General features: G+C 65.7%; 17 protein-coding genes. 10 read left to right on the forward strand and 7 right to left on the reverse strand.

Annotated features, from left to right (window positions below; translation table 11 throughout):
* Positions 1-59 precede the first annotated feature (59 nt).
* Positions 60-3,179, reverse strand: coding sequence for an NHL domain-containing protein (locus tag OTER_RS24725; protein ID WP_052300477.1), 3,120 nt, complete (start codon positions 3,177-3,179; stop codon positions 60-62).
* A 103-nt stretch (positions 3,180-3,282) separates the two neighbouring features.
* Positions 3,283-4,125 carry a pantoate--beta-alanine ligase gene (gene panC / locus OTER_RS23300; protein WP_012377404.1) on the reverse strand — a complete coding sequence of 281 codons (843 nt, stop codon included), beginning with the start codon at positions 4,123-4,125 and terminating at the stop codon, positions 3,283-3,285.
* Between the two features lie 149 nt (positions 4,126-4,274).
* On the opposite strand from panC, the gene OTER_RS23305 reads away from it, so the two are divergent.
* The gene (locus tag OTER_RS23305; RefSeq protein ID WP_012377405.1) at positions 4,275-5,498 is read left to right on the forward strand and encodes an LL-diaminopimelate aminotransferase; all 1,224 of its coding nucleotides are present in this window, start codon (positions 4,275-4,277) and stop codon (positions 5,496-5,498) included.
* A 121-nt stretch (positions 5,499-5,619) separates the two neighbouring features.
* On the opposite strand, the gene OTER_RS23310 is transcribed toward OTER_RS23305, so the two are convergent.
* From OTER_RS23310 to OTER_RS23330, 5 genes are all read right to left on the reverse strand, one after another.
* The gene (locus OTER_RS23310) at positions 5,620-5,916 is read right to left on the reverse strand and encodes a hypothetical protein (RefSeq protein ID WP_044891985.1); all 297 of its coding nucleotides are present in this window, start codon (positions 5,914-5,916) and stop codon (positions 5,620-5,622) included.
* A 285-nt stretch (positions 5,917-6,201) separates the two neighbouring features.
* A complete protein-coding gene (locus tag OTER_RS23315; RefSeq protein ID WP_012377406.1) occupies positions 6,202-6,846 on the reverse strand; it encodes a PqiC family protein in 645 nt (214 codons plus the stop codon).
* A 15-nt stretch (positions 6,847-6,861) separates the two neighbouring features.
* Positions 6,862-7,866, reverse strand: a complete 1,005-nt coding sequence (locus OTER_RS23320) for an MlaD family protein (RefSeq protein ID WP_012377407.1) — start codon at positions 7,864-7,866, stop codon at positions 6,862-6,864.
* Positions 7,867-8,072: 206 nt separating this feature from the next.
* On the reverse strand, positions 8,073-8,849 hold the full coding sequence (locus OTER_RS23325; RefSeq protein ID WP_012377408.1) for an ABC transporter ATP-binding protein: 777 nt from the start codon (positions 8,847-8,849) through the stop codon (positions 8,073-8,075).
* A gap of 136 nt (positions 8,850-8,985) precedes the next feature.
* A complete protein-coding gene (locus OTER_RS23330) occupies positions 8,986-10,116 on the reverse strand; it encodes an MlaE family ABC transporter permease (RefSeq protein WP_012377409.1) in 1,131 nt (376 codons plus the stop codon).
* A 15-nt stretch (positions 10,117-10,131) separates the two neighbouring features.
* Between OTER_RS23330 and OTER_RS23335 the strand changes: the two genes are divergently transcribed.
* The 9 genes from OTER_RS23335 (at position 10,132) to ispG (ending at position 24,676) form a co-directional block, all read left to right on the forward strand.
* Entirely contained in the window at positions 10,132-10,887 is a 756-nt protein-coding gene (locus OTER_RS23335) for an HAD family hydrolase (protein WP_237702422.1), read from the forward strand.
* A 149-nt stretch (positions 10,888-11,036) separates the two neighbouring features.
* On the forward strand, positions 11,037-13,514 hold the full coding sequence (locus OTER_RS23340; RefSeq protein ID WP_044891987.1) for an AAA family ATPase: 2,478 nt from the start codon (positions 11,037-11,039) through the stop codon (positions 13,512-13,514).
* A gap of 66 nt (positions 13,515-13,580) precedes the next feature.
* Complete coding sequence (locus OTER_RS23345) at positions 13,581-13,967, forward strand: hypothetical protein (RefSeq protein WP_012377412.1); 387 nt, start codon at positions 13,581-13,583, stop codon at positions 13,965-13,967.
* A 10-nt stretch (positions 13,968-13,977) separates the two neighbouring features.
* Positions 13,978-16,503, forward strand: coding sequence for an ATP-binding protein (locus OTER_RS24730; protein ID WP_012377413.1), 2,526 nt, complete (start codon positions 13,978-13,980; stop codon positions 16,501-16,503).
* Positions 16,504-16,643: 140 nt separating this feature from the next.
* Positions 16,644-18,038: a M16 family metallopeptidase gene (locus OTER_RS23355; protein WP_012377414.1), complete on the forward strand. Its 1,395-nt coding sequence runs from the start codon at positions 16,644-16,646 to the stop codon at positions 18,036-18,038.
* 35 nt (positions 18,039-18,073) lie between these two features.
* Positions 18,074-19,447 carry a M16 family metallopeptidase gene (locus tag OTER_RS23360; protein ID WP_012377415.1) on the forward strand — a complete coding sequence of 458 codons (1,374 nt, stop codon included), beginning with the start codon at positions 18,074-18,076 and terminating at the stop codon, positions 19,445-19,447.
* A gap of 212 nt (positions 19,448-19,659) precedes the next feature.
* The gene (gene dxr / locus OTER_RS23365; protein ID WP_012377416.1) at positions 19,660-20,988 is read left to right on the forward strand and encodes a 1-deoxy-D-xylulose-5-phosphate reductoisomerase; all 1,329 of its coding nucleotides are present in this window, start codon (positions 19,660-19,662) and stop codon (positions 20,986-20,988) included.
* Positions 20,989-22,455 (forward strand): RIP metalloprotease RseP, encoded by a 1,467-nt coding sequence (gene rseP / locus OTER_RS23370; protein ID WP_012377417.1) that lies wholly within the window; start codon positions 20,989-20,991, stop codon positions 22,453-22,455.
* 187 nt (positions 22,456-22,642) lie between these two features.
* Positions 22,643-24,676, forward strand: coding sequence for a (E)-4-hydroxy-3-methylbut-2-enyl-diphosphate synthase (ispG, locus tag OTER_RS23375; protein ID WP_012377418.1), 2,034 nt, complete (start codon positions 22,643-22,645; stop codon positions 24,674-24,676).
* The last annotated feature ends 490 nt before the right edge of the window (positions 24,677-25,166 follow it).

The following is a 25,166-nucleotide window of genomic DNA, read 5'->3' on the forward strand; positions in this document are numbered from 1 at the left end:
AGCCTCGAAACCCGACGCGGACAAGCACGCCGGCCTCGCCTCGCACGGGTCCATGTCGGTCAAGGCCCGATGACGATCTGCGCCGTCACGTCGATGCCGTCTTCGGTCAGCACCGCCTTGTTCTTCTGTGCCGGCAACGCGTTGCCATGCGAGTCGGAACCATCGCGGAACTGCAGCTGTGTGATCCCGCTCACTTGGACGGGCTGATTGTTGTCCTGCAGAAGATCGCCACCCGTAATCCGCACATCCGCGGCCGAGCCGAGCACCAACACTGGTTTGGCTTGGTCGAAGGCACTCACATCGCCGACAAAAACCGGCCCCGAGAAGTCCACCCCCGGCGCGTAGATGCCGGTGTGGCCCTTGTCGGCGAAGAAGGTGGCATTCGCTGCCCGGATCCCGCCGAACTTCCCATCGCTCGACAGGATCGCGATGAAGGCGAGGTCGGCGATGCCATCGTAACTCTCCCCTTCCTTGAACAGCGCCTGGTTGACGGCCGTCGCCTTGCCCACGCTGAACACGGACACGTTCGTCTGCTCCGTCGCGCCGGCGATCACGATCCCCGCGTGGCCTTTCATGTAGCTCACGCTGTCCTGATTATACTTCTCTGCCCGAGCGGGCCCCGATGACGCATCAAGCACCAGCGACAGCGTCCCCGGTCCGCTGAACTCCACTTGCACGATGTCGCCGTCCACATCGACGAACGAGGTCCGGGTGATCTGATTGAGCGCGTAGTCAGCGGTGATCGCTTCCGCCTCCCCTGTCAGCAGCACTTGGTCAAACACGTTCCCATTCGGATGTCGGATGTCGGCCTGCAACTCGCTCCCCGCGCCCGTCACCTTCGACGACGAAGCGATTCCGAGCACCGCCCCTTCGGTGCTTGTGATCTCCAGCCCTTGTGTTGCGGTGATGGAATAGAGGCCGACATCGTTCAGGCCCACATTGGCCACCGCCAGCACCGCAGCAGTTTCACCCACGAGATCGCGTCCGTTGCAGCGCCACTGAAGGATCGCGCCCCCGCTTTGCGAAACCGACGAAGCAAACTGAACCGACTGACCCACGAGCGTGGTTGCATTCATCGGACTCGCGGTGAACACCGGTTTGCCCGCCGCCACCTTCACGCCTTTCCGAACGAGGTTGTTGCCCGAGTCCGCCACGTAAAGATGGCCGGCGGCGTCCACCGCCACCCCGTAGGGATTGAGAAACCGGGCCTCGCCGCCCCGACCATCTTGCTTGCCCTCCTGCCGCATGCCGCCGCCTATCGTGACCATCGAGCCGTCGGGCCTGATCTGGCGAATTGTGCTGTTTCCCGTATCCGCAATGTAAAGGCTTCCATCGTGACCCGCAGCAATGCCGAACGGAAGGTAGAGTCGCTCTGGCTCGCCGTCGTACGGCTGGCGAACGACCGTAGTGACCACGCCATCCGGGGTGATTTTCCGCACCGCGCTCGACCAGGAATCCGCCACGTAAATCATGCCGGCGCGGTCCACGGTGACCGCCGCCGGTGCGTAGAAACGCGCCGCTGATCCGGTACCATCAGCCGTCCCTGGCTGGCCGGCTGCTCCCGCGAGCGTCGAAACCATTCCCGCCGGTGAAATCTGCCGGATCGTATGATTGTCGAAGTCCGCAACGTAGATCGTTCCGGACGGACCGACGGCAATCCCGGTCGGGCCGTTGAAGCGCGCTTCCGTCCGCGCATTGCCATCCGTGCTACCTGACAGTCCCGGACTGCCGGCGAAGAAGGTCACCGCGCCATCAGGCGCGATCTTGGCAATCACATGAGTCTGGCGATTTGCAACGTAGAGATTGGCGGCCGCATCGATCGCGACCGCGGCGGGAACCCCGAAACGAGCGGCCGCTCCGGATCCCTCGGCACTACCGAACACGCCGCCCAACCCGGCCACGGTTGTCACCACGCCGCCAGGCGTGATCTTCCTTATCACGTTGTTGTAGGAATCCGCGACGAAGACGTTCCGGTTCTGATCGATCGCGATTCCGGTCGGAAAATAGAACTGCGCGGTCTCACTGCTCCCGTTCGCATAACCGGGGCCCCCGGGCCGGCCCGCGAAGGTCGTCACCGCGCCGCCCACCGCGATCCGCCGCACGGTCGAATTACCCGAATCGGCAACATAGATATCGCCCGTCCGGCTCACGGCCACACCCCGCGGCAAGGAGAAACGAGCTGCATCGACTCCGTCATCGCTGCCGCTCAGCCCGGTCTTCCCCGCCACCGTCGAGACAACCCCTGACGGGCTGACCTTACGGATGGCGCAGTTCCCCTCGTCCGCCACCAGGATGTTTCCGTACGCATCGATCGACAGTTCCCGCGGATAGTAAAACCTAGCCGCCGCACCGGCTCCGTCCGCAAAGCCGCTCTCGCGGGCGACCCCCGCCAGGGTCGTCACCACTCCGTCGGGCGTAATCTTGCGAATCGTGTGATTGAACAGGTCCGCCACGTAGACGTTCCCGGTCCCATCCACGGCCAGCCCGTCGCTGCCACTGAATCGCGCGCTGGCGCTGTCTCCGTCGGCGCTGCCAGCCTTGCCTGCGCCTGCCAGGATCGTGACATTTCCATCGGGCGAAACCTTGCGGATCGCGCCGTCACCCATCTGTCCCACGTAGAGATTGTCCCATCGATCCACCGCGACTGCCATGGGAGAATCAAAACGGGCCTCCCCGCCGTGTCCCACTTGGGTGCCATGGTCTCCAGCCGAACCTGCCAGCGTCGTGACCACTCCTTCCGGCGTTATCTTCCGCACGGTATGGTCGGTGAAGTCGACGGCGTACAGATTTCCGCGGGCATCGATCGCCAGGCCATCAATTCCTTGGAATCGCGCGGCGGCGCCGATGCCATCAGCGCTCCCGCGCTGCCCGGCCGTCCCGACAAATGTCGTCACCATACCTTCCGCCGTGATCTTCCGAATCACGCTGCTTGCCGCATCCGCGACGTAGAGAGTGCCCGATGCATCGACCGCGATGCTTCGCGGAGCGGCGAAACGCGCCGAATCGCCGAATCCGTCCGTGCTACCATAGGGCGTATCATTCGGATTCCCCGCGTAGCGGGTGAACACGTAAGATTCCACGCTCTCGGATCCGGACGCGACCGGACAGGGCGTGACCGTTGCCAACCCCGCGCTCGCCATCAGTAGCGGACCAGCAACTCGCATCAGCATCTCGCTCATGCGCAAATCGTGGCCAAACGCGGTCCTCGGTCGAGACAACTGTTACGCAGTGGCAGGAACGAAGGACATCCTTCGATTCAATCGACCGGCGCCGCGATGCCCGCTACAGCACGATGTTGTCGATCAGCCGGATCTCGTCGACCCAGGCGGCGATCGCCAGCATAGTCTTGTCCGGAATAACCTCGCGTGCGGGCTCCATCGTCACGCTGTCCACAATCGACACGTAGATCACGCGAATCCGCCGTTTCTGACTGAGAATGTGCGTCGCCTCCGCGATCAGCCGGTCGGGGTTCCGCATGCCGCCCGCGACCATCTCCTTCGCCCGCTGCAGCGCCGCGTGAATCGCCACGGCGTCCTGCCGCTGATAAGCCGTGAACTCCTTGTTGCGCACGCCGGCCGCCAGCCCATCCGTCTCGCGCGCCGTCGGCACCACGACGACCTCCACGAGGAAGCCCAAATCGTGCGCCATCTTCCGGACCACCGCCGCGCGCTGCACCGCCTTCTGGCCAAAGAACGCAAAGTCCGGCTGCACGATGTTGAAGAGCTTCGCCATCAGCGTCGTCACCCCGCGGAAATGCGTGGGGCGCGAGGGCCCGCACAACATCCTGCTGGTCGCATCTTCCGTGACGTAGGTGGAGTAGCCACGCGGGTAAATTTCGTCCGCTGATGGCACGAAGATCACGTGCGCCCCACATCGCTCGCACAGCTCGATGTCCGACTCCGGACTCCGCGGGTAGTTAGCCAGGATTTCGTTCGGCGGAAACTGCAGCGGATTCACAAAGGTCGAGACGACCACGAAATCAGCCTTCGCCGCCGCCGCCTTGATCAAGGCCTCCTGCCCCGCATGCAGCGCGCCCTGGGTCGCCACCAGTGCGATGGGCTTGCCCGCGGCCTTGGTTGCGGCAGCCAACGACCGCATTTCCGACACAGTCTCGATTTTTCGCATGGGGGACACCGGGGTTAGGCCGAACGATGGCTTGAACTAACCGGTTGCGCCTCGTTTGTTCAAGTTTTTGCGCCCGTGACGTGCCGTCAGCCGCCTGCATCCGCCCGGCTCTCGCATCGTCCGCGGTGCGCGCCGCACTCATCTCCCCCATGATCCGCATCAACGAAAACTACACGAAGCTGAAGGCTTCCTATCTGTTCAGCGACATCGCCCGCCGCGTGAACACCTTCGCCGCCGCCCATCCCGGTCAGCCCGTGATCCGGCTCGGCATCGGCGACGTGACCGAACCGCTGCCGCCCGTGTGCGTTGAGGCGCTCCACGCCGCGAGCGATGAGATGGGCCAGCGGGCCACCTTCAAGGGTTACGGTCCGGAGCAGGGCTACGCGTTTCTCCGCGAGGCGATCGCGCAGCACGACTTCGCCGCGCGCGGCTGCGCGATCGATCCGGACGAGATCTTCGTGTCCGACGGCGCCAAGTGCGACTGCGGCAACATCCAGGAAATCTTCGCCCACGATCTCCGGCTCGCCATCCCGGATCCGGTGTATCCCGTCTACGTCGACACCAACGTCATGGCCGGCCGCACTGGCCCGAACGTCGACGGCCGCTACGAGGGGATCACCTATCTCGATTGCACGCCCGCCAACGGCTACATCCCCGCGATCCCCACCGCCGCTAGCGACCTGATTTATCTTTGTTTTCCCAACAATCCGACAGGCGCCGTCGCCACGAAGGCCCAGCTCGCCGCGTGGGTGGACTACGCCCGCCGACACCGCGCGATCATCCTCTTCGACGCCGCCTACGAGTCGTTCATCCGCGATCCCCGGATTCCGCACAGCATCTACGAGATCGACGGCGCGCGCGAGGTCGCGATCGAATTCCGCAGCTTTTCCAAGACCGCCGGGTTCACCGGCACGCGCTGCGCCTTCACGGTGATCCCGAAGTCGCTCAAGGCCTGGGACGCCGCCGGCCACGAGCACTCGCTGCACGCGATGTGGAATCGCCGGCACACGACGAAGTTCAACGGTGTCGCCTATCCGATCCAGCGCGCCGCCGCCGCGATCTACACCGATGCCGGCCGTCAGCAGACACGGGCGCTCACGAGCTTCTACCTTGAGAACGCCGCGCTCATCCGCAAGGCGATGCTCCAGCTCGGTTTCACCTGCAGCGGCGGCGACAACGCGCCCTACATTTGGGTGAACGTCGGCCGCGATTCGTGGGAGTTCTTCGACCTGTTGCTCAACCGCGCCCAAGTCGTGTGCACGCCCGGCGCAGGATTCGGCAAATGCGGCGAAGGCCACGTGCGGATCAGCGCGTTCAACTCGCGCGACAACGTCGTCGCCGCGCTTGAGCGGATCGCGCAGGCGCTAAAGTGACCGGGCTCGCACGCCGCCTGTGGCCGGCTCGGCATTCGTAGGGCCGGCGCTCGCCGCCGGCCAGGATCGCCCCGTCTCCCCCGGACCGCGGCTGCCGGTAAACGGCAGCCCTACGAAGCGCTCACCCTTGCAGCACCAGCGGCTCGCGGTCGTGCACCCAGTACCGCGAAACGACCAGCGAGTCTTCGCGCAGATCGTAGCCCCACTCGGTGTCGAGCAACTCCAGCACCCGCGGAGGATACATTTGCAACCGCCGACGGGTCATCTCCTGCACCGCTGCGGCGCGTGCGACGATAAACGCCCGCTCCACCTCCGCAAAGGTACCGCATGAGGCCGTGCGCTGAGTGATCGCCCCCTCCTCGTTTCGCGTGAGCGAGAAGTTCAGCACACAGAAGGATTCGCGATCCGAGGAGTTCATGAGTGGCGCATCACAGCAGAGATTCCAACGAGCCCCGCTGACCCGGGTCGCGCCGCGCTGTTCGCTCGCAGTCGAGGAATCAGGGAAATGCCTGCGGGGGAGTTCCGGTGGCCGACCCCGCCTCCTCCGCCATCATAGCGGAACACCTGAGCGCTTCTCGCCCGCCTCGAACGCCTCCCGGCTTCCGCCACACGCGCACTCCGCCAAGGCGGAACGCGTCACGGTTTCGCCGTCATGCCCGCGAGCCTCACGGCGCTCGCCGCGCTCCGACCGCGTGATGATTCCTTACTTCGCCGGCAGCAGATCGGCGACGCGCTGCGCGAGCTGCGCCGCCGCCTCGCTCAATTTCTTCGCGAGCTCCGCGTGATTCGCGCCATCCCAGCCCGCGATCTCCGTCGTAAATTCATCCTGCGCGACCAGCTTCGCTTCGACGTCGCCGGAATACACCTCAATCCGTGCCGCGAGCCGCGCCACGCGGCCCGGCACCACGCCTTCACACTGCCGCACCTGCAGCGCGATTTCGAAATCGTGCGGCTCGCTGCCGCGGCCAACCACGCGCACGCGCCCGCTGCGCTCGAGATCCACTTTGAGGGTTCGCTGCAAACCTGCCTCGAGCGGCTCCGCCCAGCGCGCCTGATCGATGTACCGCAGTTCGGTGTCCGAGAGCCGCACCGGCATGATTTTCCCGCGCAAAAACTCCGGCACCATCACCCCGCGCAGTAGCACCCGCGGCGCCGCCTCCGCAGGCTTTGCCATCTCCGCCGCGGCGAGCGTCGGTGTGAGCACGTAGAACCGCGTCAGATCCGGCTGCGCTTCCGGCAGCGAGCAGCCCGTCAGCATCCCCACAAGGAGCGAGCCAGCCAGCGCAGGCTTCCACAGGCTGCTCATCCGCGTTGGCTCCAGCTGTTTCAGGTGACCGGTCCGATTCATGAGAGTGTCCTCCGCTCAACGTTTCTTGCCCGAGATGAGCGCCTGCGGATTGCGCTCCAGAAAATCCGCCAGCCGCTGCACCGCCTCCGCGGCGGAAGTGATCTGCTCCAGCGCGCGGCTCGCCTCGTCGCCGAGGCCGCCCTGCGCCGCGATGAATCGCTGCGCCGTCTGCGCGGTGTGATTGAACGTTTCCAGCGCCGCCTTCGCCTGCGCGAGCGTGGCGGTCAGCTCCTGGCTCGCCGGCCCGATCTGCTCCACCTGTTGGTCGACCTTTGCCAGCACTCCGCGGAGGTCCGTGATCGCTTGGTTGGCGTTCGCGAGCGTCGTCTTGAACTCCGGCATCGCCGCGAGCGCCTCGAACTGTGCCCCCGTTTTCTGCCACTGCGCCACCGCCCCCTTGAGGTCCACACCCGTCAGCTGCTTCCGCGTGTCCACCAGCAGCCCCTTGAATTCCGTCGAAATCCCCGCGAAATCGATCCGGCGCATGTCGTTCAGGATCTCGGTGAGATTCGCCTGATACTCCGAAAGCGCCGAGGGCATCGTCGGCACCACCACGTAGCGCGCTTCGAACGCCGTCGCCTGCGCGGGGTACTCGTGCGCATCGACGAAATTCAGTTCCACGAACAGCAGTCCGGTCGCGAGTCCCAACACGCCCAGCTGCGCGCGCAACCCGCGATCCACCAGCATCTGCAGCTCCTGGCGACTCGACACGTCGATCTGCACGCCCTGGTTGTCCGTCATCATATCCCGGTTCAGCTCGCACACGACCGCCACGAGCGAACGATTCGTGGCCTCGTCATAGCGCACGTTGAGCCCGGCCACGCGACCGATCCGCACGCCGCGCAGCTTCACCGGCGAGCCGAGATCCAGCCCGTGGATCGACTCGTCGAAAAACACGACGAACCGCTGCGGCTTCGAAAAGAAGCTCACGCCGCCAAACGCCAGCATCGCGATCAGCCCAAGCACAAAGGCTCCGATCACGAACGCACCCACGATTGTCGGTCTGAGTTTGGTTTTCACAGTTTGATCAGCGTCTCAATCCGATCGACCTCGGATGGCACGAAGCGACACGGATGAGGACAGGCAAGACGAAATCAAATCCGTGGTCATCCGCGAAATCCGTGGTTGGTGGGTGGTTTTCCTTCATCGCTTGCGGCTTCGCCACGCTGGAACCTCTCGAGTGGCCCAACGAATTCGTCCTTCCGGGTTAATGACAAAACAATTCTTCATGTCGGGGGCAGGTCACCGCGATGCAGGAACTCGCGTACGCGCGGGTCTCCGCTGCTCCGCGCCAGCTCGCGCGGCTGACCTTCGGCGACGATTCCCTGCTGCTCGCGGTCGAGCATGATCACGCGATCCGCGATGCTGAAAATCGACGCCAGTTCGTGCGACACGACAAACATCGTCGTGCCGAGCAGATCGCGAATCTGCAGGACCAGATCGTCCAGCTTCCGCGACGTGATGGGATCAAGCCCCGCCGACGGTTCGTCGAGGAACAGGATCGCCGGATCCAATGCGAGCGAGCGCGCGAGCCCGGCGCGTTTCTTCATGCCGCCGCTGATCTCCGCCGGATAAAAATCCTCCGAGCCCGCGAGCCCCACCTGCGCCAGCTTCAACGTGGCGATCTCCTCGCGCTCGCGGCGCGAGAGCGTGGTGTATTCCTCGAGCGGTAGCTCAACGTTCTGCCGCAACGTCAGCGAGGTCCACAACGCCGCCCCTTGGTAGAGCACGCCAAATCGCTGGAGCAGTTCCTGCCGCCGTTCCGGCCGCGCCTTCGTGAACGATTCGCCGAGAAACGTCACCGAGCCGGCCACCGGCGTTTGAATGCCGATCAGATTCCGCAACAGCGTGCTCTTGCCGCAACCGGAGCCGCCGATCACGAAAAACACCTCGCCGCGCCGGACCTGGAAGCTCACGTCCTTCAGGATCGTCCGACCTTCGTAGGCGCAATGCAGCCCCTGCACGTCGATCGCCGGCGTCGGTGCGCTTTCGGTGTCACTCATACCGAACCTCCCGCGGCACCGCAAAGGTGGAGCCCGCCGCCGGCGGCGGGCTGAACACGCCCGCGACCGTAGCCGCGGTCTCTCGACCCCGCTCTACGCCGAACTATCGCTGAGGTGAGGATGCGTTTCATCCGGTTCACAATCCGATCACGTTGAACAGCACCGCGAAAATCGCATCCGCCACCACGAGCAGCAGGATCGACGTCACCACCGCCGAGGTCGCAGCCCGACCGACGCCCGCCGCGCTGCGCTCCGCCTGCAGTCCGCGCAAACAACCCGACAGCCCGACGATGCCGCCGAACGCGATCGCCTTGATGAACCCGGACGCGACGTCGCGCAACGTCACGATCGTGCCCATCTCGACCCAGTAAGCTGACGGTGAAATGTCCAACACCCCCGCCGACACCGCCATGCCGCCGAGAATGCCCAGCGCATTCGCATACAACGCGAGCAGCGGCATCATCACGCCCAGCGCCAGCAAGCGTGGCATCACGAGGAACTGCACCGGCGAAATACCCAGCGTCTCCAGCGCATCGATCTCCTCGTTGGCCTTCATGTTGCCGAGTTGCGCGGCAAACGCCGCGCCGGTCCGGCCCGCTAGCACCACCGCCGTCATGACCGCGCCCATTTCACGGACCATCGCCATGCCGATCAGGTCCGCGACGTAGATGTCGCCACCGTATTGTCGCAGCACGAGCGCGCCGATGTACGCGAGCGTCACGCCCACGAGAAACGCGATCAGGCTGACGATCGGCAGCGCCATCGCGCCGCACTGCTGCATTTCCTCGAGGCAGTCGCGCCAGCGAAACTTGTCCGGCCGCTTCAGCAGCTTCACCGCCCCGAGCACGCACTCACCGAAGAACTGCACGAAATCCTGCGTCTTGCGCGACAGCTCCATCGTCGCGTTGCCGACCACCGCCAGAAAATTGACCGAGCGATCGTGCGGCACGCTCGTGGCGTGCGACGACGCCAGCTGCGTCAACAGGGTCTGCACCCGCGGCGGCAGCACCGTCGTGTCGCACGCTACCTGGTTCGCCCGGCACCATTCGCCGATCTCGAACAGGAACAACAGCAACGAGCTGTCCCACCGCTCGACCGCGTCCACGTGCAGCCTCAGTTTCGCCGGGCGGTGGCTGCTCACGACGTCCATCCACGCGGGCCGACGATCGGTGATCCGCCACGATCCGCCGAGCTCCACCTCCAACACGTTTCCGTCCAGGCGACCAGCGGCGCGGGCGCTGCTGCGGACTGGGGGCGAAACGGGCATGCTGTCACTTCACTCGTGACAAGCCCCGCCGCCAAACCAAATCTCTCCGGTTTTCTTTTGCCGGTGGAGCCTGCCGTCTCGGCGCGGAATGTAGCCGTGCCGGTCCGGCGCGGGCTTTCCCTCCTGATCATGCAGTTCACGACCTTCCTCTTCGATCTCGACGGCACGCTCGTCGATCATCTCGCCGCGATCCACCGCGCGCATTCGCATACGATGCGCCAGCTCGGACTGCCGCCGCCTTCGCTGGCGCAGGTCCGCGCGGCTATCGGCGGCGGCGTGGAGGTCGCGATCGCGCGGCTCATCGGCAAGGAACGCGTCGCGCAAGCGCTGCCGATCTACCGGCCGTACTGGCAGGCCACGATGCTGGAGGACGTGAAGCTGATGCCCGGCGCCCGCGAACTCCTCGAGGGCCTGCACGCGTGCGGCGCCACACTTGCGATTTTCACCAACAAGCACGGCCCGTCCTCACGCGCCGTGTGCGATCACCTCGGCCTCTCGGCGCTGCTCAGCGGCAATTTCGGCGCCACCGATACGCCGTGGCTCAAGCCGCAGCCGGAATTCGCCAGGCACGCGCTGGCGAAGCTCGGCAAGTCCCCGCGGGGCACGCTGATGGTCGGCGACTCGCCGTGGGATGTCGAAACCGGCAAGACCGGCGGTTTCCCCGCCTGGTGCGTCACCACCGGCACCCACGAAGCGCACGAACTCGAAGCCGCCGGCGCCGACAAGGTCTTCCCGGATCTCTTTGCCGTCGCGCGCGAGCTCGGCATGTAGTCTGACATGGCATGGGCGTCCCGCCCATGTCGAGTTACCGCGGGCATTTTTCCCCGTTCCGTTCACGGGCGAGACGCCCGTGCCACCGCCTTCGGCCGCGTTCCGCGCTTCCCTTCGGTGTGGCGCCCGGTATTCCGTCACTATCCGCCGTGGCTTCCTCTCCCGCAGCAACTCTCACCGGCGTCGTCGAGCGCATTATCTTCCTCAACGAGGAGAATCACTACACGATCGCGGAGTTCCGGCCGGACGCGGACAAAAAGTCCGTGCCGAAGGAACGCCCGGAACCGGTGACGATCGTCGGTCCACTGCCGGGCGTCGAGTGCGGCGAAACGCTGCATCTCACCGGCGAGTGGACGCGCCACGCGCAGCACGGCGCGCAGTTCAAGGTCCTCGGCTTCAAGAGCGAGCTACCGTCCAGCGTCTATGGCATCCGGAAATACCTCGGCAGCGGACTCGTGCCCGGCATCGGCAAGGTCTACGCCAACAAGATCGTCGACGCGTTCGGCACCGACACGTTTCGCATCCTGAGCGAAGAGTCCGGCCGGCTGCGGGATGTCGACGGCATCGGCCGCAAACGCGCAACCGCGATCAAGGCGGCGTGGGATGCGAAGCGGACCGAGCGCGAGCTCTACATTTTTCTGCAGACCTACGGAGTGACGCCCGGCCAGTGCGTGAAGATCGCAAAGCACTTCGGCCCGTCCGCGAAAAACATCCTCACGCAGGAACCGTATCGCGCCGCTCGCGAGATCGACGGCATCGGCTTCAAGACCGCCGACCGGATCGCGATCAATCTCGGCTTCGCCAACGACGCCGCGCCGCGGCTCGACGCCGGATTGATCTTCGCGCTCGAAACACTGCAGGAGGAAGGCCACACCGCATTCGGCGAATCGGACCTTTGCGACTACGCCGCGAATTTGTTGGAGACGGACTCGCGACTGATCTGCGCCCGGATCGACGCTCTGGTCGAAGCAAAGCAACTCGTCCGCCATGGCGGCTCAGGTGTAGCCGGGGTCGTTGACCCCGGCCATGGAGACGTGACGCCCTCGTCGCGTCCCGCCCGCCGCGACGAGGGCGTCGCGGCTCCATCTGCTAGCGGCCGCGTCAGTGTCGCCGCGGTCGCCGACCGCGGCCCGGGCTCAACGAGCCCGGCTACACCCAACCGCACTTCTGGCTCTCAGCTCTCAGCTCTCAGCTCTAGACTCATTCAGCTCCCGCACAACGATCGCGCCGAACAGAAGATCGCCGAAGTCGTGCAGCGTCTGACGCGCGTTGCCAGCGGCCTGCCGCCGATCAAGACCGACGCGGCGGTCACTTGGGCTGAGCAGAAAGCCGGCTTCACATTCCACGAGCTGCAGCGCCGCGCCGTGCGCGCCGCGCTCACGAGCAAGTTCAGCATTCTCACCGGCGGACCCGGCACGGGCAAAACCACCATCCTGCGCGCACTCGTGGAAATTCTGAAGGCGAAGAAAGTCCGCGTGCACCTCGCGGCGCCCACGGGTCGCGCCGCGCAGCGACTCGCGGAAACCACGGGCGGCTACGCCTCGACCATCCACCGGCTGCTCAAATGGGATCCCGCCGCGGGCGGTTTCATCGCGAACGAAAGCACGCCACTTTCCACCGATTTCCTGATCGTCGACGAAGCCTCGATGCTCGACACGCGGCTCGCTTCCGCGCTGTTACAGGCGGTGCCCGCGCGCGCGCACCTGCTACTCGTCGGCGACATCGACCAACTCCCAAGCGTCGGCGCCGGCAACGTGCTGAAGGACCTGATCGTCGTGGCCGAAGGCTCCGCGCCGCATCCTCAACTCTCAACCCTCAACTCTCAACCCGCGGCGCTCCGCGCCGCGATTCCCGTCACCCGGCTCTCCGTCGTCTATCGCCAGAAGGACCACAGCGGCATCGTCAGCACGGCGCACGCGATCAACTCCGGCGACGCCTCGCTGCCACCCGCGTTCGGCGAGATCGCCGACGTCCCGCCGTGGAGCGATCTCGCGTTCATCACCGCCGCCGACGCGGAGGACTGCCTCCGCAAAGTCATCCAGCTCTGCACCGAGTTCGTCCCCCAGAAACTCCACTGGCCGAATCCGATCGCCGACGTGCAGGTGCTCGCGCCGATGCACAAGGGCGTCGCCGGCGTCGCCAACCTTAACGTGCAGCTGCAGGCCGCGCTGAATCCGCACGCCCGCGGCCTGCGCGCCGCGACCGGCGAATACCGACCGGCCGACAAGGTCATTCAGCTCCGCAACAACTACGACAAAAACCTCTTCAACGGCGATATCGGTTCGGTCGTGTCGGTCGACGCCGAGCACGGCACAATGGTGGCGGAGTTCGACGGCGAGCAACACACGTTCGAACGCGGCGACTTCAGCGATCTCGCCCTCGCCTACACGATCAGCATCCATAAATCGCAAGGCAGCGAGTATCCCGTCGTCGTGATCCCTCTGTTGAAGGGCCACTTCATGATGCTGCAGCGGAATCTGATCTACACGGCGATCACGCGGGGCCGCAAAAAGGTCTACCTCGTCGGTGAACCCGCCGCGTACGCCATGGCCGTCCGCAACAGCGAATCGAAGCAACGGCTGACCCACCTGCGGGAGAAGATCGTCGTGAGCAGCAGCCGCGCCTGATCCGCTCCGCGATTGACGCGTGACGAGGATGGGCCGAATGCTCGAGGCCAGCTCCACCTGTTACCTATGCACCCCATCCGCCGCGCTGTTTTCCTCGCCGCATCGCTGTTCGCGCTGGTCTCCTCCGCCTTCGCCGCCGACATCGCCGGCCGCTGGAAAGCGGAGTTCGACACGATGATTGGCGTCCAAAAATACGTCTTCGAATTCAAGGTCGAAGGCGAGAAGCTGACCGGCAAGGCGATCGGCACCCGCGAAGGCGATACGGTGGAGGTTGTTCTCACCGACGGCCGCGTCGCCAACGACCGGATCACGTTTGTCGAGTTGCTCAACTACCAGGGCATGGACCTGCGGATCAGTTACGAAGGCACGATCGTCAGCGGCGACGAGATCAAGCTGACCCGCCACGTCGGCGATTTCGCCGCGGAGCAGCTGGTGGCCAAGCGGATCAAGTAGTCCGCCCCCGGTGCCCTCCTCGACGCCCAGCCCGACCCCCAGCGGAGGTCCCGCGCCGGGGCCGTCTTCCGCCTCCCGCGTCGGAGCCCCGCGGTCGGCGTGGAGGCCCGACCGGAAAATCGCCCTGCTTTACGTCGCCTACGTTCTGGCCCACGTCGGATTTCACCTCTGCGCCCGCTTTTTCGAGGTCGATACCGGCGTCTCCGTTTGGTATCCGCCCGTCGGACTCGCGCTGGCGCTGGCGACGATGACCGGCTGGCGCTGCGCGCCGCTCGTGCTGGCCGTCAATCTCTACTCCGCGCTGGTCCAGACACCTGGCCCAATCACGTGGACCGACTGGGTACTACCCGGCCTCTTCACCCTCATCTATGTCGGCGCCGGCGGCGCGGTGCACCGCTGGTTCGGGCCGGTGCCACAACCCACGCGGCCCGCTCCCGCCGCCGCCTTGATCGGCACTTACCTCGCTGCGGTCGCGGTGGCCGCCGTTGCGGGCGCGGCGGTGGTCCTCGCCGCGGGCTACACGCCAGTCGAGCGCTTCGCCGTCCTGACGTTCCACTGGTGGATGGGCGATCTCACCGGAATGCTCACCGTCGTGCCGCTGTGCCTCGTGCACGTGGCGCCCCGCCTGTTCCAGCCGGCGGCTTCTTCGCCGCGCCGGTGGACGAGGCGGCAAATTTGGGAAATCGTGGCGCAGGCGTGCAGCCTCGTTGGCGCGCTGGTCGTCGTGCACGGCTTCGGCTACCTCCATCCGCACCAGGCGTATTATCTTTCGTTCGTGCCGCTGGTTTGGATCTGCCTGCGGCACGGCCTGCCCGGCGCCACGATTGCGGTGTTCGCCCTCACGATGGGCAGCCTGCTGTCGCTCAGTTTTACCCGCGCCCCGGCCGTGCTCGTGACGGATCTGGTGCTGTTCGAAATCGCGCTCGCCGTCATCGGGCTCGGACTCGGCGCCACGGTGACGCGCCGCGCCCGAGCCGAGACCGACCGCTCGCGGCTGCTCGCCATCCTGGAGGCCTCACCGGATTTCGTGTGCACCGCGGCACTCGACGGTCGCGTGCTCTACCAGAACCTCGCGCTCCAGCGGCTGCGGGGCGACGCGCCCGGGCAACCGCCGGCTGATCGGCAGCTCGTCGATCTCCACTGCCCATGGGCCGCCGAACGCATCACCCGCGAGGGAATCCCGATCGCGCTGGCGGAGGGCGCGTGGCACGGCGAAACGGCGCTGCGGCTGCGCGACGGTGGCGAGATTCCCGTGCTCGAGCTGATCCTCGTCCATCGCGACGATGCCGGCCGCGCGGTGATGCTGTCGAGCGTGGCCCGCGACATCAGCAGCCAGAAGCAGGCCGAGCGGGCGCGGCTCGAGTCGGAGCGCAGCCTGTTGCAGGCGCAAAAGCTCGACAGCCTCCGGGTGCTCGCCGGTGGCATCGCGCATGATTTCAACAACCTGCTCACCGTCGTGCTCGGCCACGCCACGATGACGCGGCTCGAGCTGGCTGCCGACAGCCCGGCCGAGAAGGCGGTGCACCAGATCGAGCTTGCCGCACTGCGCGCCGCCGATCTCTGCCGGCAGATGCTGGCCTATTCCGGGCGCAACCAACTCGCCACCGAACCTCTCGATCTGACGACGATTGTCGAGGAAACCGGCGACCTGCTTCGCGTCTCGATTTCGAAAAAGTGCCGGCTTCAGCTGGAGCTTTCCCGCGCGCTGCCTCCCGTCCAGGGCGATGCCACCCAGCTCAGTCAGATCGCGATGAATCTCGTGATCAACGCGTCGGATGCCAGCGAGGAACGCGGCGGCCTGATCCTGCTTCGCACCGGCCTGTGCGACGCCGACGCCACGTATCTGGCGGACGCCTGCTTCGTGCAGTCCCCCGCCCCGGGACCATATGTTTACCTCGAGGTGACGGACCACGGCTGCGGCATGTCACCGGAAGTCCGGCGCCGGATTTTCGAGCCGTTTTTCACGACGAAATTCACCGGTCACGGACTGGGCCTCTCGGCCGTGCTCGGCATCGTCCGCGCGCACGGCGGCGGCATCAAGGTCGACAGTGCGCCCGGTCGCGGCACCACGTTTCGCGTCCTGCTGCCCATTGCCGCCGGGGCCGCGCGGCCGCGGCCGGACAAACTCGCCGCCACCACCGCGTGGCGCGGTTCGGGCCGCGCGCTGGTGGTGGATGACGAGGAATCAGTCCGCGAGATCGCCTGCCGCATGCTGCGACATTTCGGCTTCGAGCCCATCGCCGCCGCCGACGGCCGCGAGGCACTCGAGCTTTTCCGCGCCGCGCCGGGGGCGTTCGCCCTCGTGCTGCTCGATCTGTCGATGCCGGTCATGGACGGACGCGAAACCTTCGAGGAGATCTTCCGGCTGGATCCGACCACGCCCGTGCTCCTGATGAGCGGCTACAACAAAACCGGCGCGCCCGACTCGTTCGACGATCCGCGGCTGTCCGGCGTGGTGCAGAAGCCGTTCGAGACGGCGACGCTGGGTCGGGCACTGCGCGACGCGTGGGATAACGACCTGCGGCGGGTGGCCTGAACTCCGCCAGTCGCAGGCACCTCGCGCTCACCGCCGCTCATCCCGCGCCGCCGCCGCTGGTCCCGCCCCGCGGAGTTTCATCGCTAACGACTTGGCGTCTGGCCGACCTTGCACAACGTAGACGGCACATTCCCAACTGCATGAACTCCCGATCCTTCATCCTCGCCGCGCTGCTCGCTGCCACGGCCGGATCTCTCCTCGCCGCCGAAACGACCGCCGCGGCGCCCGCGCAAGCGGACGGTTTCTCCTTCGTGAAGACTGTCGGCGTCATCTCCGAATACACGCTGGATTCGAACGGGCTCACCGTGCTGCTCATGCCAGAGCACTCAAGCCCCACCCTCACCTTCATGGTGACTTACCGCGTAGGCTCGCGCAACGAGGTCACCGGCACGACCGGAGCGACGCATCTGCTCGAGCACCTGATGTTCAAGGGCACGCCGGAATTCAACCGCGAGAAGGGCAACAGCGTCGACCAGTTCCTCGAGCGGATCGGCGGCAACTACAACGCCACCACCTGGCTCGATCGCACGAACTACTACGCCAACATCGCCAGCGAAAATCTCGAGGGTTACGTCGCCATCGAGGCGGACCGGATGCGCAACCTCTGGCTGCGTGACCAGGACCGGCAGCCCGAGATGACCGTCGTGCGCAACGAATTCGAGCGCGGCGAAAACAACCCGTTCCAGGCACTGATCAAGGAGATCTTCCAGGCCGCGTACGTCGCGCATCCGTATCACCACTCGACGATCGGCTGGCGCAGCGACATCGAGAACGTGCCGATCGGCAAGCTGCGCGAGTTCTACGACACCTTCTACTGGCCGAACAACGCCACCGTGTCGGTGATCGGTGACGTCGAGTCCGTCGCCGCGCTGGCGCTGGTGAAGAAATACTACGGCGTGTTCCCGCGCTCGCCGCGCCCGATCCCGGAGCTCTACACCGTCGAGCCTGCGCAGACCGGCATGCGGCACGTCACCGTGAAGCGCGCCGGCCAGCTCGGCGTCGTCGCGATCGGCCACAAGGTCCCCGCCGCCACCCACGCGGACTATCCCGCGATCCAGATCCTCAGCGCGATCCTCACCAGCGGCAAAAACAGCCGGCTCTACAAGGCGCTCACCGACAAAAATCTCACCGTCTCGGTCGACGCGTTCCTCGGCTTCAACCACGATCCGTCGCTGCACATCACCTTCGCGCCGCTCGCGCCCGGCGCCAGCTTGGAGAACGTCGAAAAAATCGTCTATGAAGAGGTCGAGCGACTGAAGAAGGACGGCGTCACGCCGACCGAGGTCAGCACCGCCGCCGCGAAGATCCTCGCCGACGCCGCCTTCCAGCGGGACGGCTCGTTTGCCATCGCGGGCAACCTCAACGAGTGCATCGCCGCCGGCGATTGGACGCTCTACTACGGCATCGAGGAAGCCACGAAGCGCGTGACCGCCGCCGACGTGCAACGCGTCGCTAACACCTACTTCAACTACGACCAGAGCACCGCCGGCTGGTTTGTGCCCAACGTCGCCAAGGAACCCGCCGCCGCCGAGTAGTCCGCCGCACCTCAACCCGACTTCTCTTCGTCGTCATGAAAAATCTTTCCTCCTCCCTCGCCCTTCTGTTCACCGTGCCCGCGCTGGCGCTCGCTCAACCGACCCCGCCCGCGCCGTCCGCCACCGCCACACCGGACACGCACCTCGCGGCCCGCGTGGTTCGCGCCAACATCGCCGGCATCGACCTGATCGCCTACCCGACCGGCGTGAAGGACGTCGTCACGTTCCGCGGTTCGCTGCCCGCCGGCGATGCCTTCGCCAGCGAGGACAATGTCGCGATCCCCACGCTCGTCGGCATGATGCTCGACAAGGGCACCACCAAGGCGAACAAGTTTGAGATCGCCGAAAAGCTCGAGAGCGTCGGCGCCACCATTTCGTTCGACGTCGGCACGCAGATGACCGAGGTCAACGCGAAGTGCCTCAAGAAGGACGTGCCGCTCGTGGTCGGCCTGATCGCCGAGCAGCTCCGCTCGCCCGCGTTCTCCGCCGAGGAATTCGAGAAGGCGAAAAAGCAGTTCATCGGCTCGCTGCAGCGGCAGCTCGAGAGCACCGACTTCCGGGCGGCCGACGCGTTCACGCGAGCGGTTTATCCGGTCGGACATCCGAACCGGCAGCCGCCCCCCGAGGAACTGATCAAGGCCGCCGAAACCGCCAAGCTCGAGGACGCGAAGGCGTTTCACGCCAAATACTACGGCCCGGCGCATTTCACGCTCGTCGCCGTCGGCGATCTCGACGCGCCGCAGCTCCAGGCCGAGGTCGGCCGCGTGTTCGCCGGCTGGGCCGGCGGCGTGGATCCGATCCAGCCCGCCAAGGCCACGCGCACCGACGCGCCGCAGGACCAGACGGTGAACATGCCCGACAAGACCAGCGTCACCGTGCTGATCGGCCAGGCCACCGGCCTGCGCTATCGCGACACCGATGCACTCGCGCTGCGCGTCGGCACCGCCATTCTCGGCAGTGGATTCACCGGCCGCTTGATGGCGAACGTCCGCGACCGCGAAGGGCTCACCTACGGCATTGGTTCGACGGTGGCGAAGGACACCTTCGTCGACGGCGATTGGCACATCAGTGCGACCTTCGGCCCGGCACTGCTGGAGAAAGGCCTCACCTCGACGCGCCGCGAATTGAAGACGTGGTATGAAAAAGGCGTGACCGAGGACGAGCTCGAGCGGCGCAAGGGCGACCTCGTGGGTTCCTTCAAGGTCGGACTCGCCACCACCGACGGCATGGCCGGCGCGCTGTTGAACGCGGTGCATCGCGGCGTGGACGTGACCTGGCTCGACGAATATCCGAAGCGCGTCGAAGCGCTGACCGCCCCGCAGGTAAACAGCACGATCAAGAAGTACCTGAAGCCGGAGTCGATGTACCTCGTCAAAGCCGGCACAGTCTCCGCCGCCCCGGCGAAGTAGGTTTTCGTAGGGGCGTCGCTCACCGACGCCCTCTACAGTAGGACGTTAGGCCAAAGCGCCGTCGTCACATAGGCGGAACGCGTTGCCGCCAATGCGCTCGTAGCGGAAGCCGTCAGGCTTTCGCCGAAACGCTGACCCCGTTCCGTTACAACAACGCCTTGGGGGCAAGGCGTTCTACCCTCCGTCCCAATCGCACCTCTCACTTTCAAGACATGGGCGGGACGCCCATGCCACGTGGCACGGGCGCCCCCCCCGTGGGTTTGCAGGAAAGTGCGATGCGACTCCGCTCCAATCGCCCCTTCAACCCCGCGCTTGCCGCCGCTGCGCCGTTTCCCGCATACTCGCCAGCTTTCGTGGCTGCACCGTCCTCCAACCCTCGCAAACGCATCGTCCTGCTCGGTGCGACCGGTTCCATCGGCGAGAACACCTTGCGCGTCCTCGCGGCACATCCGGACAAGCTGCAGCTCGTAGGCGTCGCCGCGCGCGCCAATCACCCCCGGCTCGCCCAGATCGCCCGCGATTTCCAGGTGCCGCACGTGGGCATTTTCGACGAAGCGGCGTTCGCCGCCGCCAAAGCGGCAGACGGTTTCCCCGCCGGCACGCAACTGCACCGCGGTCCCGCCGGACTCGTGGAACTCGCCCGACTCGCCGAAGCCGATCTCGTCCTCGTGGCCGTCGTCGGCACCACCGGGCTCGAACCCGCTCTCGCCGCCGTGGCCGCGGGCAAGGATCTCGCGCTCGCGTCGAAGGAAATCCTCGTGCTTGCGGGCAAGTTCGTCATGGCGGCCGCGCGCAAGCAGGGGGTGAAGCTCCTGCCCGTCGACAGCGAGCACAACGCCGTTTTCCAGTGCCTCGAGGGTCACCCGCAGGCCGGCGTGCGCCGGATCATCCTGACGGCCAGCGGCGGCGCGTTCCGCGACTGGCCGGCCGAGCGGCTCGCGCACGTGGCACCCGCCGATGCGTTGAAACATCCGAACTGGGCGATGGGTCCGAAGATCACCGTCGACTCCGCCACGCTCGCGAACAAGGGCCTCGAACTCATCGAGGCGCAGTGGCTGTTCTCGCTGCGGCCGGACCAGTGCACGGCCGTACTGCACCCGCAAAGCATCGTGCACTGCCTGGTCGAGTTCAACGATGGCGCCCTGCTCGCCCAGCTCTGCCCGCCGTCGATGACGTTTCCGATCCAGCACGCGCTGCTGTACCCCGCGCGGGTGCCGGGCGTGGACTCGACGCTGGATTTCACCAAGCTGCTCGGACTCGAGTTCCGACCGGTCGACGAGCTCCGCTTCCCTTGCCTGCGACTCGCCCGCCAGACGATGGTCGCCGGCGGCGTCGCGCCCGCGGTCTTCAACGCCGCGAACGAGATCGCCGTCGCTGCGTTCCTCGCGGAAAAGATTCCGTTCCTTGCGATTCCATCGGTGATCGATGAAACTCTGCAACGCATCGACAACTTCGAACCCGACTCCGTTTCCGCCGTCCTGGCCGCGGACGCCGACGCCCGGCGCTTCGCGACCGCCGCCCTCAAGCATTTTCCCCGCTAGATGCCCACTGACCTGCTCAGCTCCCTGTTTTCGAATCTCTGGTCGATCTTCCTCGTCATCGTTTTCTTCGGAGGGTCGATCTTCGTCCACGAGCTTGGCCATTTCCTGGCCGCCCGTCGCCGCGGCGTGCACGTCGAGCGTTTCTCCATCGGCTTCGGCCCGGCAATCTTTTCGTGGCGCGGTCGCGATGGCGTCGAATACCGGATCTCGTGGATCCCGCTCGGCGGTTATGTGTTGCTGCCGCAGCTGGCCGACCTGAGCGCGGTCGAAGGTAAAAGCGCAACCGACGTCAGCACGCTGCCGCCGATCAGCTACGCCACCAAGATGCTCGTGTTCGTGGCCGGCGCGGCCTTCAACATCCTGTTCGCCTTCCTGCTTGCCATGATCGTGTGGGTGGTCGGCCAGCCGACGATCGCCGTTTTCAACACGACCACCATCGGTCACGTCGAACCGACGATCACCCTGGGCACCGACAAAGTCGTGCCCAATCCCGCCGCCGAAGCCGGCCTGCAGCCGGGCGACGTCGTGAAGTCGATCGACGACCTGCCGGTGGGCGATTTCGAGGACATCATGAACGCGGTTGTCCTCGGCAAGGAGCGTTCCGCCGACGGTCGCCGCGTCTCCAATTTCGTCATCGAGCGCGCCGGCCGGCAGCTGGCGATCACGGTGCACCCGCTGCTGCTCGGCGATGACCAACTCCGCGTCGCCGGCGTGCAACCCGCCGAGGATCTCACCGCCGACGCAGTCATGCCCGGTTCGCCAGCGGAAGCCGCCGGAGTTCGCCCCGGCGATCGGATCGTCGCGGTCGACGGTCGTCCCGTGTTCCGCCGCGTGACCGTGGCGAACCACCTCGCGCAGCACCCGGATGGGCCGAGCGCGTTCGTGTTTCAGCGCGGCGACGGCCGGGTCACGCTGCAGATCCAGCCGCGGCTGCAATCCGACACGCCCGGCGCCACGCCCGTACCGCGCATCGGCATTCAGTATCGCGAGCCGGTGATCGTGGTGCACCCGACGCCGTGGGCGCAGATTTCCGAGGATGTGCGCATGACGGTTCGCACGATCTCGGCGCTGGTGAGCCCGAGCTCGGACATCGGCGCCTCGAAGCTCAGCGGCCCCATCGGCATCGCGCGCGCGCTGCATCAGCAGGCGCAGTGGGATATTCGACGAGTGCTCTGGTTCACCATTTTGGTGAACGTCAACCTCGCGATCTTCAACCTGCTGCCGATCCCCGTGCTCGACGGCGGTCAGATGCTGTTCGCCACGATCAACCGGCTGCGCCGGCGCGAACTGCCCGCCAGCTTCATCATGGCGACGCAGAGCGCGTTCTTCGTCCTGATTTTCTCGCTGATCATCTACGTCAGCTTCTTCGATTTCCGCCGCTGGGCGCGTGACCTGCAGACCGACCGCGCGGAAGCCGCCGCCGCCGAGCGCGCCAAGGACGCCACGCCGGCGCCGGCCAAGCCGTAGCAAGCACCCCTTCGGCTGCATCAGCGTAGGGCCGGCGCTCGCCGCCGGCCGCAATTGTAGGCCAGGTGACCTGGTCCAGAGCGGCTGCCGACGAGCGGCAGCCCTACTGCACGCGGGTTACTCGGCAAGCTTGTCCCCGCTCGCCGGCCGCTTACCGTGCGGGACTCGGTTCGTTCCTCCTCTTTCCATGTCTTACTGTTCTTCCCGTTTCCACACCGTCCGCCGCCGCTCCCTCGAGGTGAAGGTCGGCTCTGTCGGTGTCGGCGGCGACAATCCGATCCGCATCCAATCGATGACCACCAGCGACACGCAGGATGTCGCGGCCACGGTGGCCCAGGCGATCGCCCTGGCCGAAGTCGGATGCGAGATCGTGCGCGTCACCGCGCCCAACATCGCTGCCGCGCAGTGTCTCAAGGAGATCCGTGAGCGGTTCACGGCGGCGGGCTTCGGGGCGGTGCCGTTGGTCGCCGACATCCATTTCCTTCCGGCCGCAGCGATGGAAGCCATCGAGCACGTCGAAAAGGTGCGCGTGAATCCGGGCAACTACGCCGACAAGAAAAAGTTCGCCGTGCGGGAATACACCGACACCGACTACGAGCGCGAATTGCAGCGGCTGCACGAGACATTCTCGCCGCTGGTGCTGCGCGCCAAGGCCCTCGGCCGCTCGCTGCGCATCGGCACCAATCACGGTTCGCTCAGTGACCGGATCATGAACCGCTACGGCGACACGCCGCTCGGCATGGTCGAAAGCGCCCTGGAATTTCTCCGCATCGCCGAGTCGCACGGGTTTGACCAGCTGATCCTCTCGATGAAGGCCTCGAATCCGAAAGTGATGATTCAGGCCTACCGGCTCTTGGTCGAGCGGATGCAGCAAGAGGCCATGCACTACCCGCTGCATCTCGGTGTCACCGAAGCCGGCGATGGCGAGGACGGACGAATCAAGAGCGCGATCGGCATCGGCTCGCTCTTGCTCGACGGGCTCGGCGACACGATCCGCGTCTCGCTCACCGAGGACAGCGTCTACGAAATTCCCGTCGCGCAAGTCCTCGCCGCGAAGGCCATGTCGCTGTGGCAGCCCGTGAACTCCGAATGCCTGACTCCGGACTCTGCCTTCCTCGGCGCCAATTCGATCGATCCCTTCCACTTCACCCGCCGCGTGACGGCATCGATCCGGTTCGCCGACAAGATCGCCGTCGGGCCGGAGCTTCCGCCCGTCGTGCTGACCCGGGTCGCGGCCGGAGATCTGGCCGTGCTGCGCTCGGCCGTGACGAACCGGCGGCTCGCCGATACGCCCGCCGAAGGCTTGATCGTTTCGATCGATGCTCCGGCCGGGCTCGCAACCCTCCCCGCCCCCGGCCACGCGTTCTACGCGCTCGAGCTCGCCCCCGCTGTTTCCGCTGCGGCCGTGGCCGCGCAAGCAGTGCAATTGCCAGCAGGCACGTTGATCGTGCACGCGTTCTCCACCGAGGCGGCGACCGAGCTCGCCGCCTTCGCCGAGTTGGTGCGCGAGCGACCCCTTATCCTCGCCGCGGATATCGCTCCGGGAAATATCCCCGCTCTCGCGCCCATCCTTCGCACGGTCCCGGAAGACCGGCTGCTCTTCACGCTCAGCTCTCAGCTCTCCGCTCCCGGCTCTTCAACCCACGCCGTCGGCAGCTATCGCCAGCTCAGCGAAGCCCTCCGCCACGCCGGCCTGCGGGCGCCAATCTGGATTCGCAACACCGCCCGCTCCGCCATCCGCGACGAACCCAGCTTCCTCTCAAAATTGCTCGAGGCGAGCATCCTCACCGGCGCGCTGCTCTGCGATGGCATCGGCGATCTCGTCAGCCTCGAGACCGAGGCCGATCCGGTGCGCGCGACCAAGCTCGCCTACAATGTTCTCCAGGGCGCCGGCGCCCGCACCTCGAAGACCGAGTTCGTCGCGTGTCCCAGCTGCGGGCGCACGCTGTTCGATCTGCAGACGACGACCCAGCGAATACGAGCGCAGACGGGGCATCTCAAGGGCGTCAAACTCGCGATCATGGGCTGCATCGTGAACGGCCCCGGCGAAATGGCGGATGCCGATTTCGGCTACGTCGGCGGGGCGCCCGGCAAGATCAATCTCTACGTCGGCAAGCAGTGCGTCGCCTACAACATTCCCCAAGCCGAGGCCGACGCGCGTTTGATCGCGCTCATCAAGGAGCACGGCAAATGGGTGGACCCGCAACCCGCGGCCGTGTGATCGGCCGCGCCGGAGTATTCACTTTTTCCAATCGGCGCCACCCAATCGTCACCCGGTTATCACCCGCCAGCAGGCTTCGGAAGCCGGTTTCATCCGAACGTAGCCGGATGTGCCTTACGGTAATTCCCCGATGTGGTTTGCGCGCTAAGTTGGCCAAGCCAATGCAACAAAAAAGTGACGAAAGTTATGCTCCGGCGGATGTGAACAACTTGGGAGAAAGTTCATCTTGAAACGGTTTTTTGGTTCACAGTTACTCCGCGCTTCGTCAGTAACGCTAAGCAACCCACGGTTCTTTCTCCGCTCTCTCAGTCCTACGCTCAGGCCCGTGGTGGCATCTCCAGCCTACCCCCTGACCATCAATCGCTTATTATCCTCCTTTTTTACCCTCCCCGCTGTGATGGTCTTCCCAGAACTTTCCCCACTAACGGACCGCTTAAAAGCGACTGATTGCGGCGCGAGACACCTCCGCAGGTGTGCTATGTGAATAAAA

Source organism: Opitutus terrae PB90-1 (assembly GCF_000019965.1).
GTDB lineage: Bacteria > Verrucomicrobiota > Verrucomicrobiia > Opitutales > Opitutaceae > Opitutus > Opitutus terrae.

What these genes read in the sequence shown, in the direction of transcription:
- dxr (WP_012377416.1), top strand. Translation starts at nt 19,660, where the DNA reads ATGGGCGGGACGCCCATGCCACGTGGCACGGGCGCCCCCCCCGTGGGT.
- OTER_RS23360 (WP_012377415.1), top strand. Translation starts at nt 18,074, where the DNA reads ATGAAAAATCTTTCCTCCTCCCTCGCCCTTCTGTTCACCGTGCCCGCG.
- OTER_RS23345 (WP_012377412.1), top strand. Translation starts at nt 13,581, where the DNA reads ATGCACCCCATCCGCCGCGCTGTTTTCCTCGCCGCATCGCTGTTCGCG.
- ispG (WP_012377418.1), top strand. Translation starts at nt 22,643, where the DNA reads ATGTCTTACTGTTCTTCCCGTTTCCACACCGTCCGCCGCCGCTCCCTC.
- OTER_RS23330 (WP_012377409.1), bottom strand. Translation starts at nt 10,116, where the DNA reads ATGCCCGTTTCGCCCCCAGTCCGCAGCAGCGCCCGCGCCGCTGGTCGC.
- OTER_RS23355 (WP_012377414.1), top strand. Translation starts at nt 16,644, where the DNA reads ATGAACTCCCGATCCTTCATCCTCGCCGCGCTGCTCGCTGCCACGGCC.
- OTER_RS23315 (WP_012377406.1), bottom strand. Translation starts at nt 6,846, where the DNA reads ATGAATCGGACCGGTCACCTGAAACAGCTGGAGCCAACGCGGATGAGC.
- panC (WP_012377404.1), bottom strand. Translation starts at nt 4,125, where the DNA reads ATGCGAAAAATCGAGACTGTGTCGGAAATGCGGTCGTTGGCTGCCGCA.
- OTER_RS23325 (WP_012377408.1), bottom strand. Translation starts at nt 8,849, where the DNA reads ATGAGTGACACCGAAAGCGCACCGACGCCGGCGATCGACGTGCAGGGG.
- OTER_RS23305 (WP_012377405.1), top strand. Translation starts at nt 4,275, where the DNA reads ATGATCCGCATCAACGAAAACTACACGAAGCTGAAGGCTTCCTATCTG.
- OTER_RS24725 (WP_052300477.1), bottom strand. Translation starts at nt 3,179, where the DNA reads ATGAGCGAGATGCTGATGCGAGTTGCTGGTCCGCTACTGATGGCGAGC.
- rseP (WP_012377417.1), top strand. Translation starts at nt 20,989, where the DNA reads ATGCCCACTGACCTGCTCAGCTCCCTGTTTTCGAATCTCTGGTCGATC.
- OTER_RS23310 (WP_044891985.1), bottom strand. Translation starts at nt 5,916, where the DNA reads ATGAACTCCTCGGATCGCGAATCCTTCTGTGTGCTGAACTTCTCGCTC.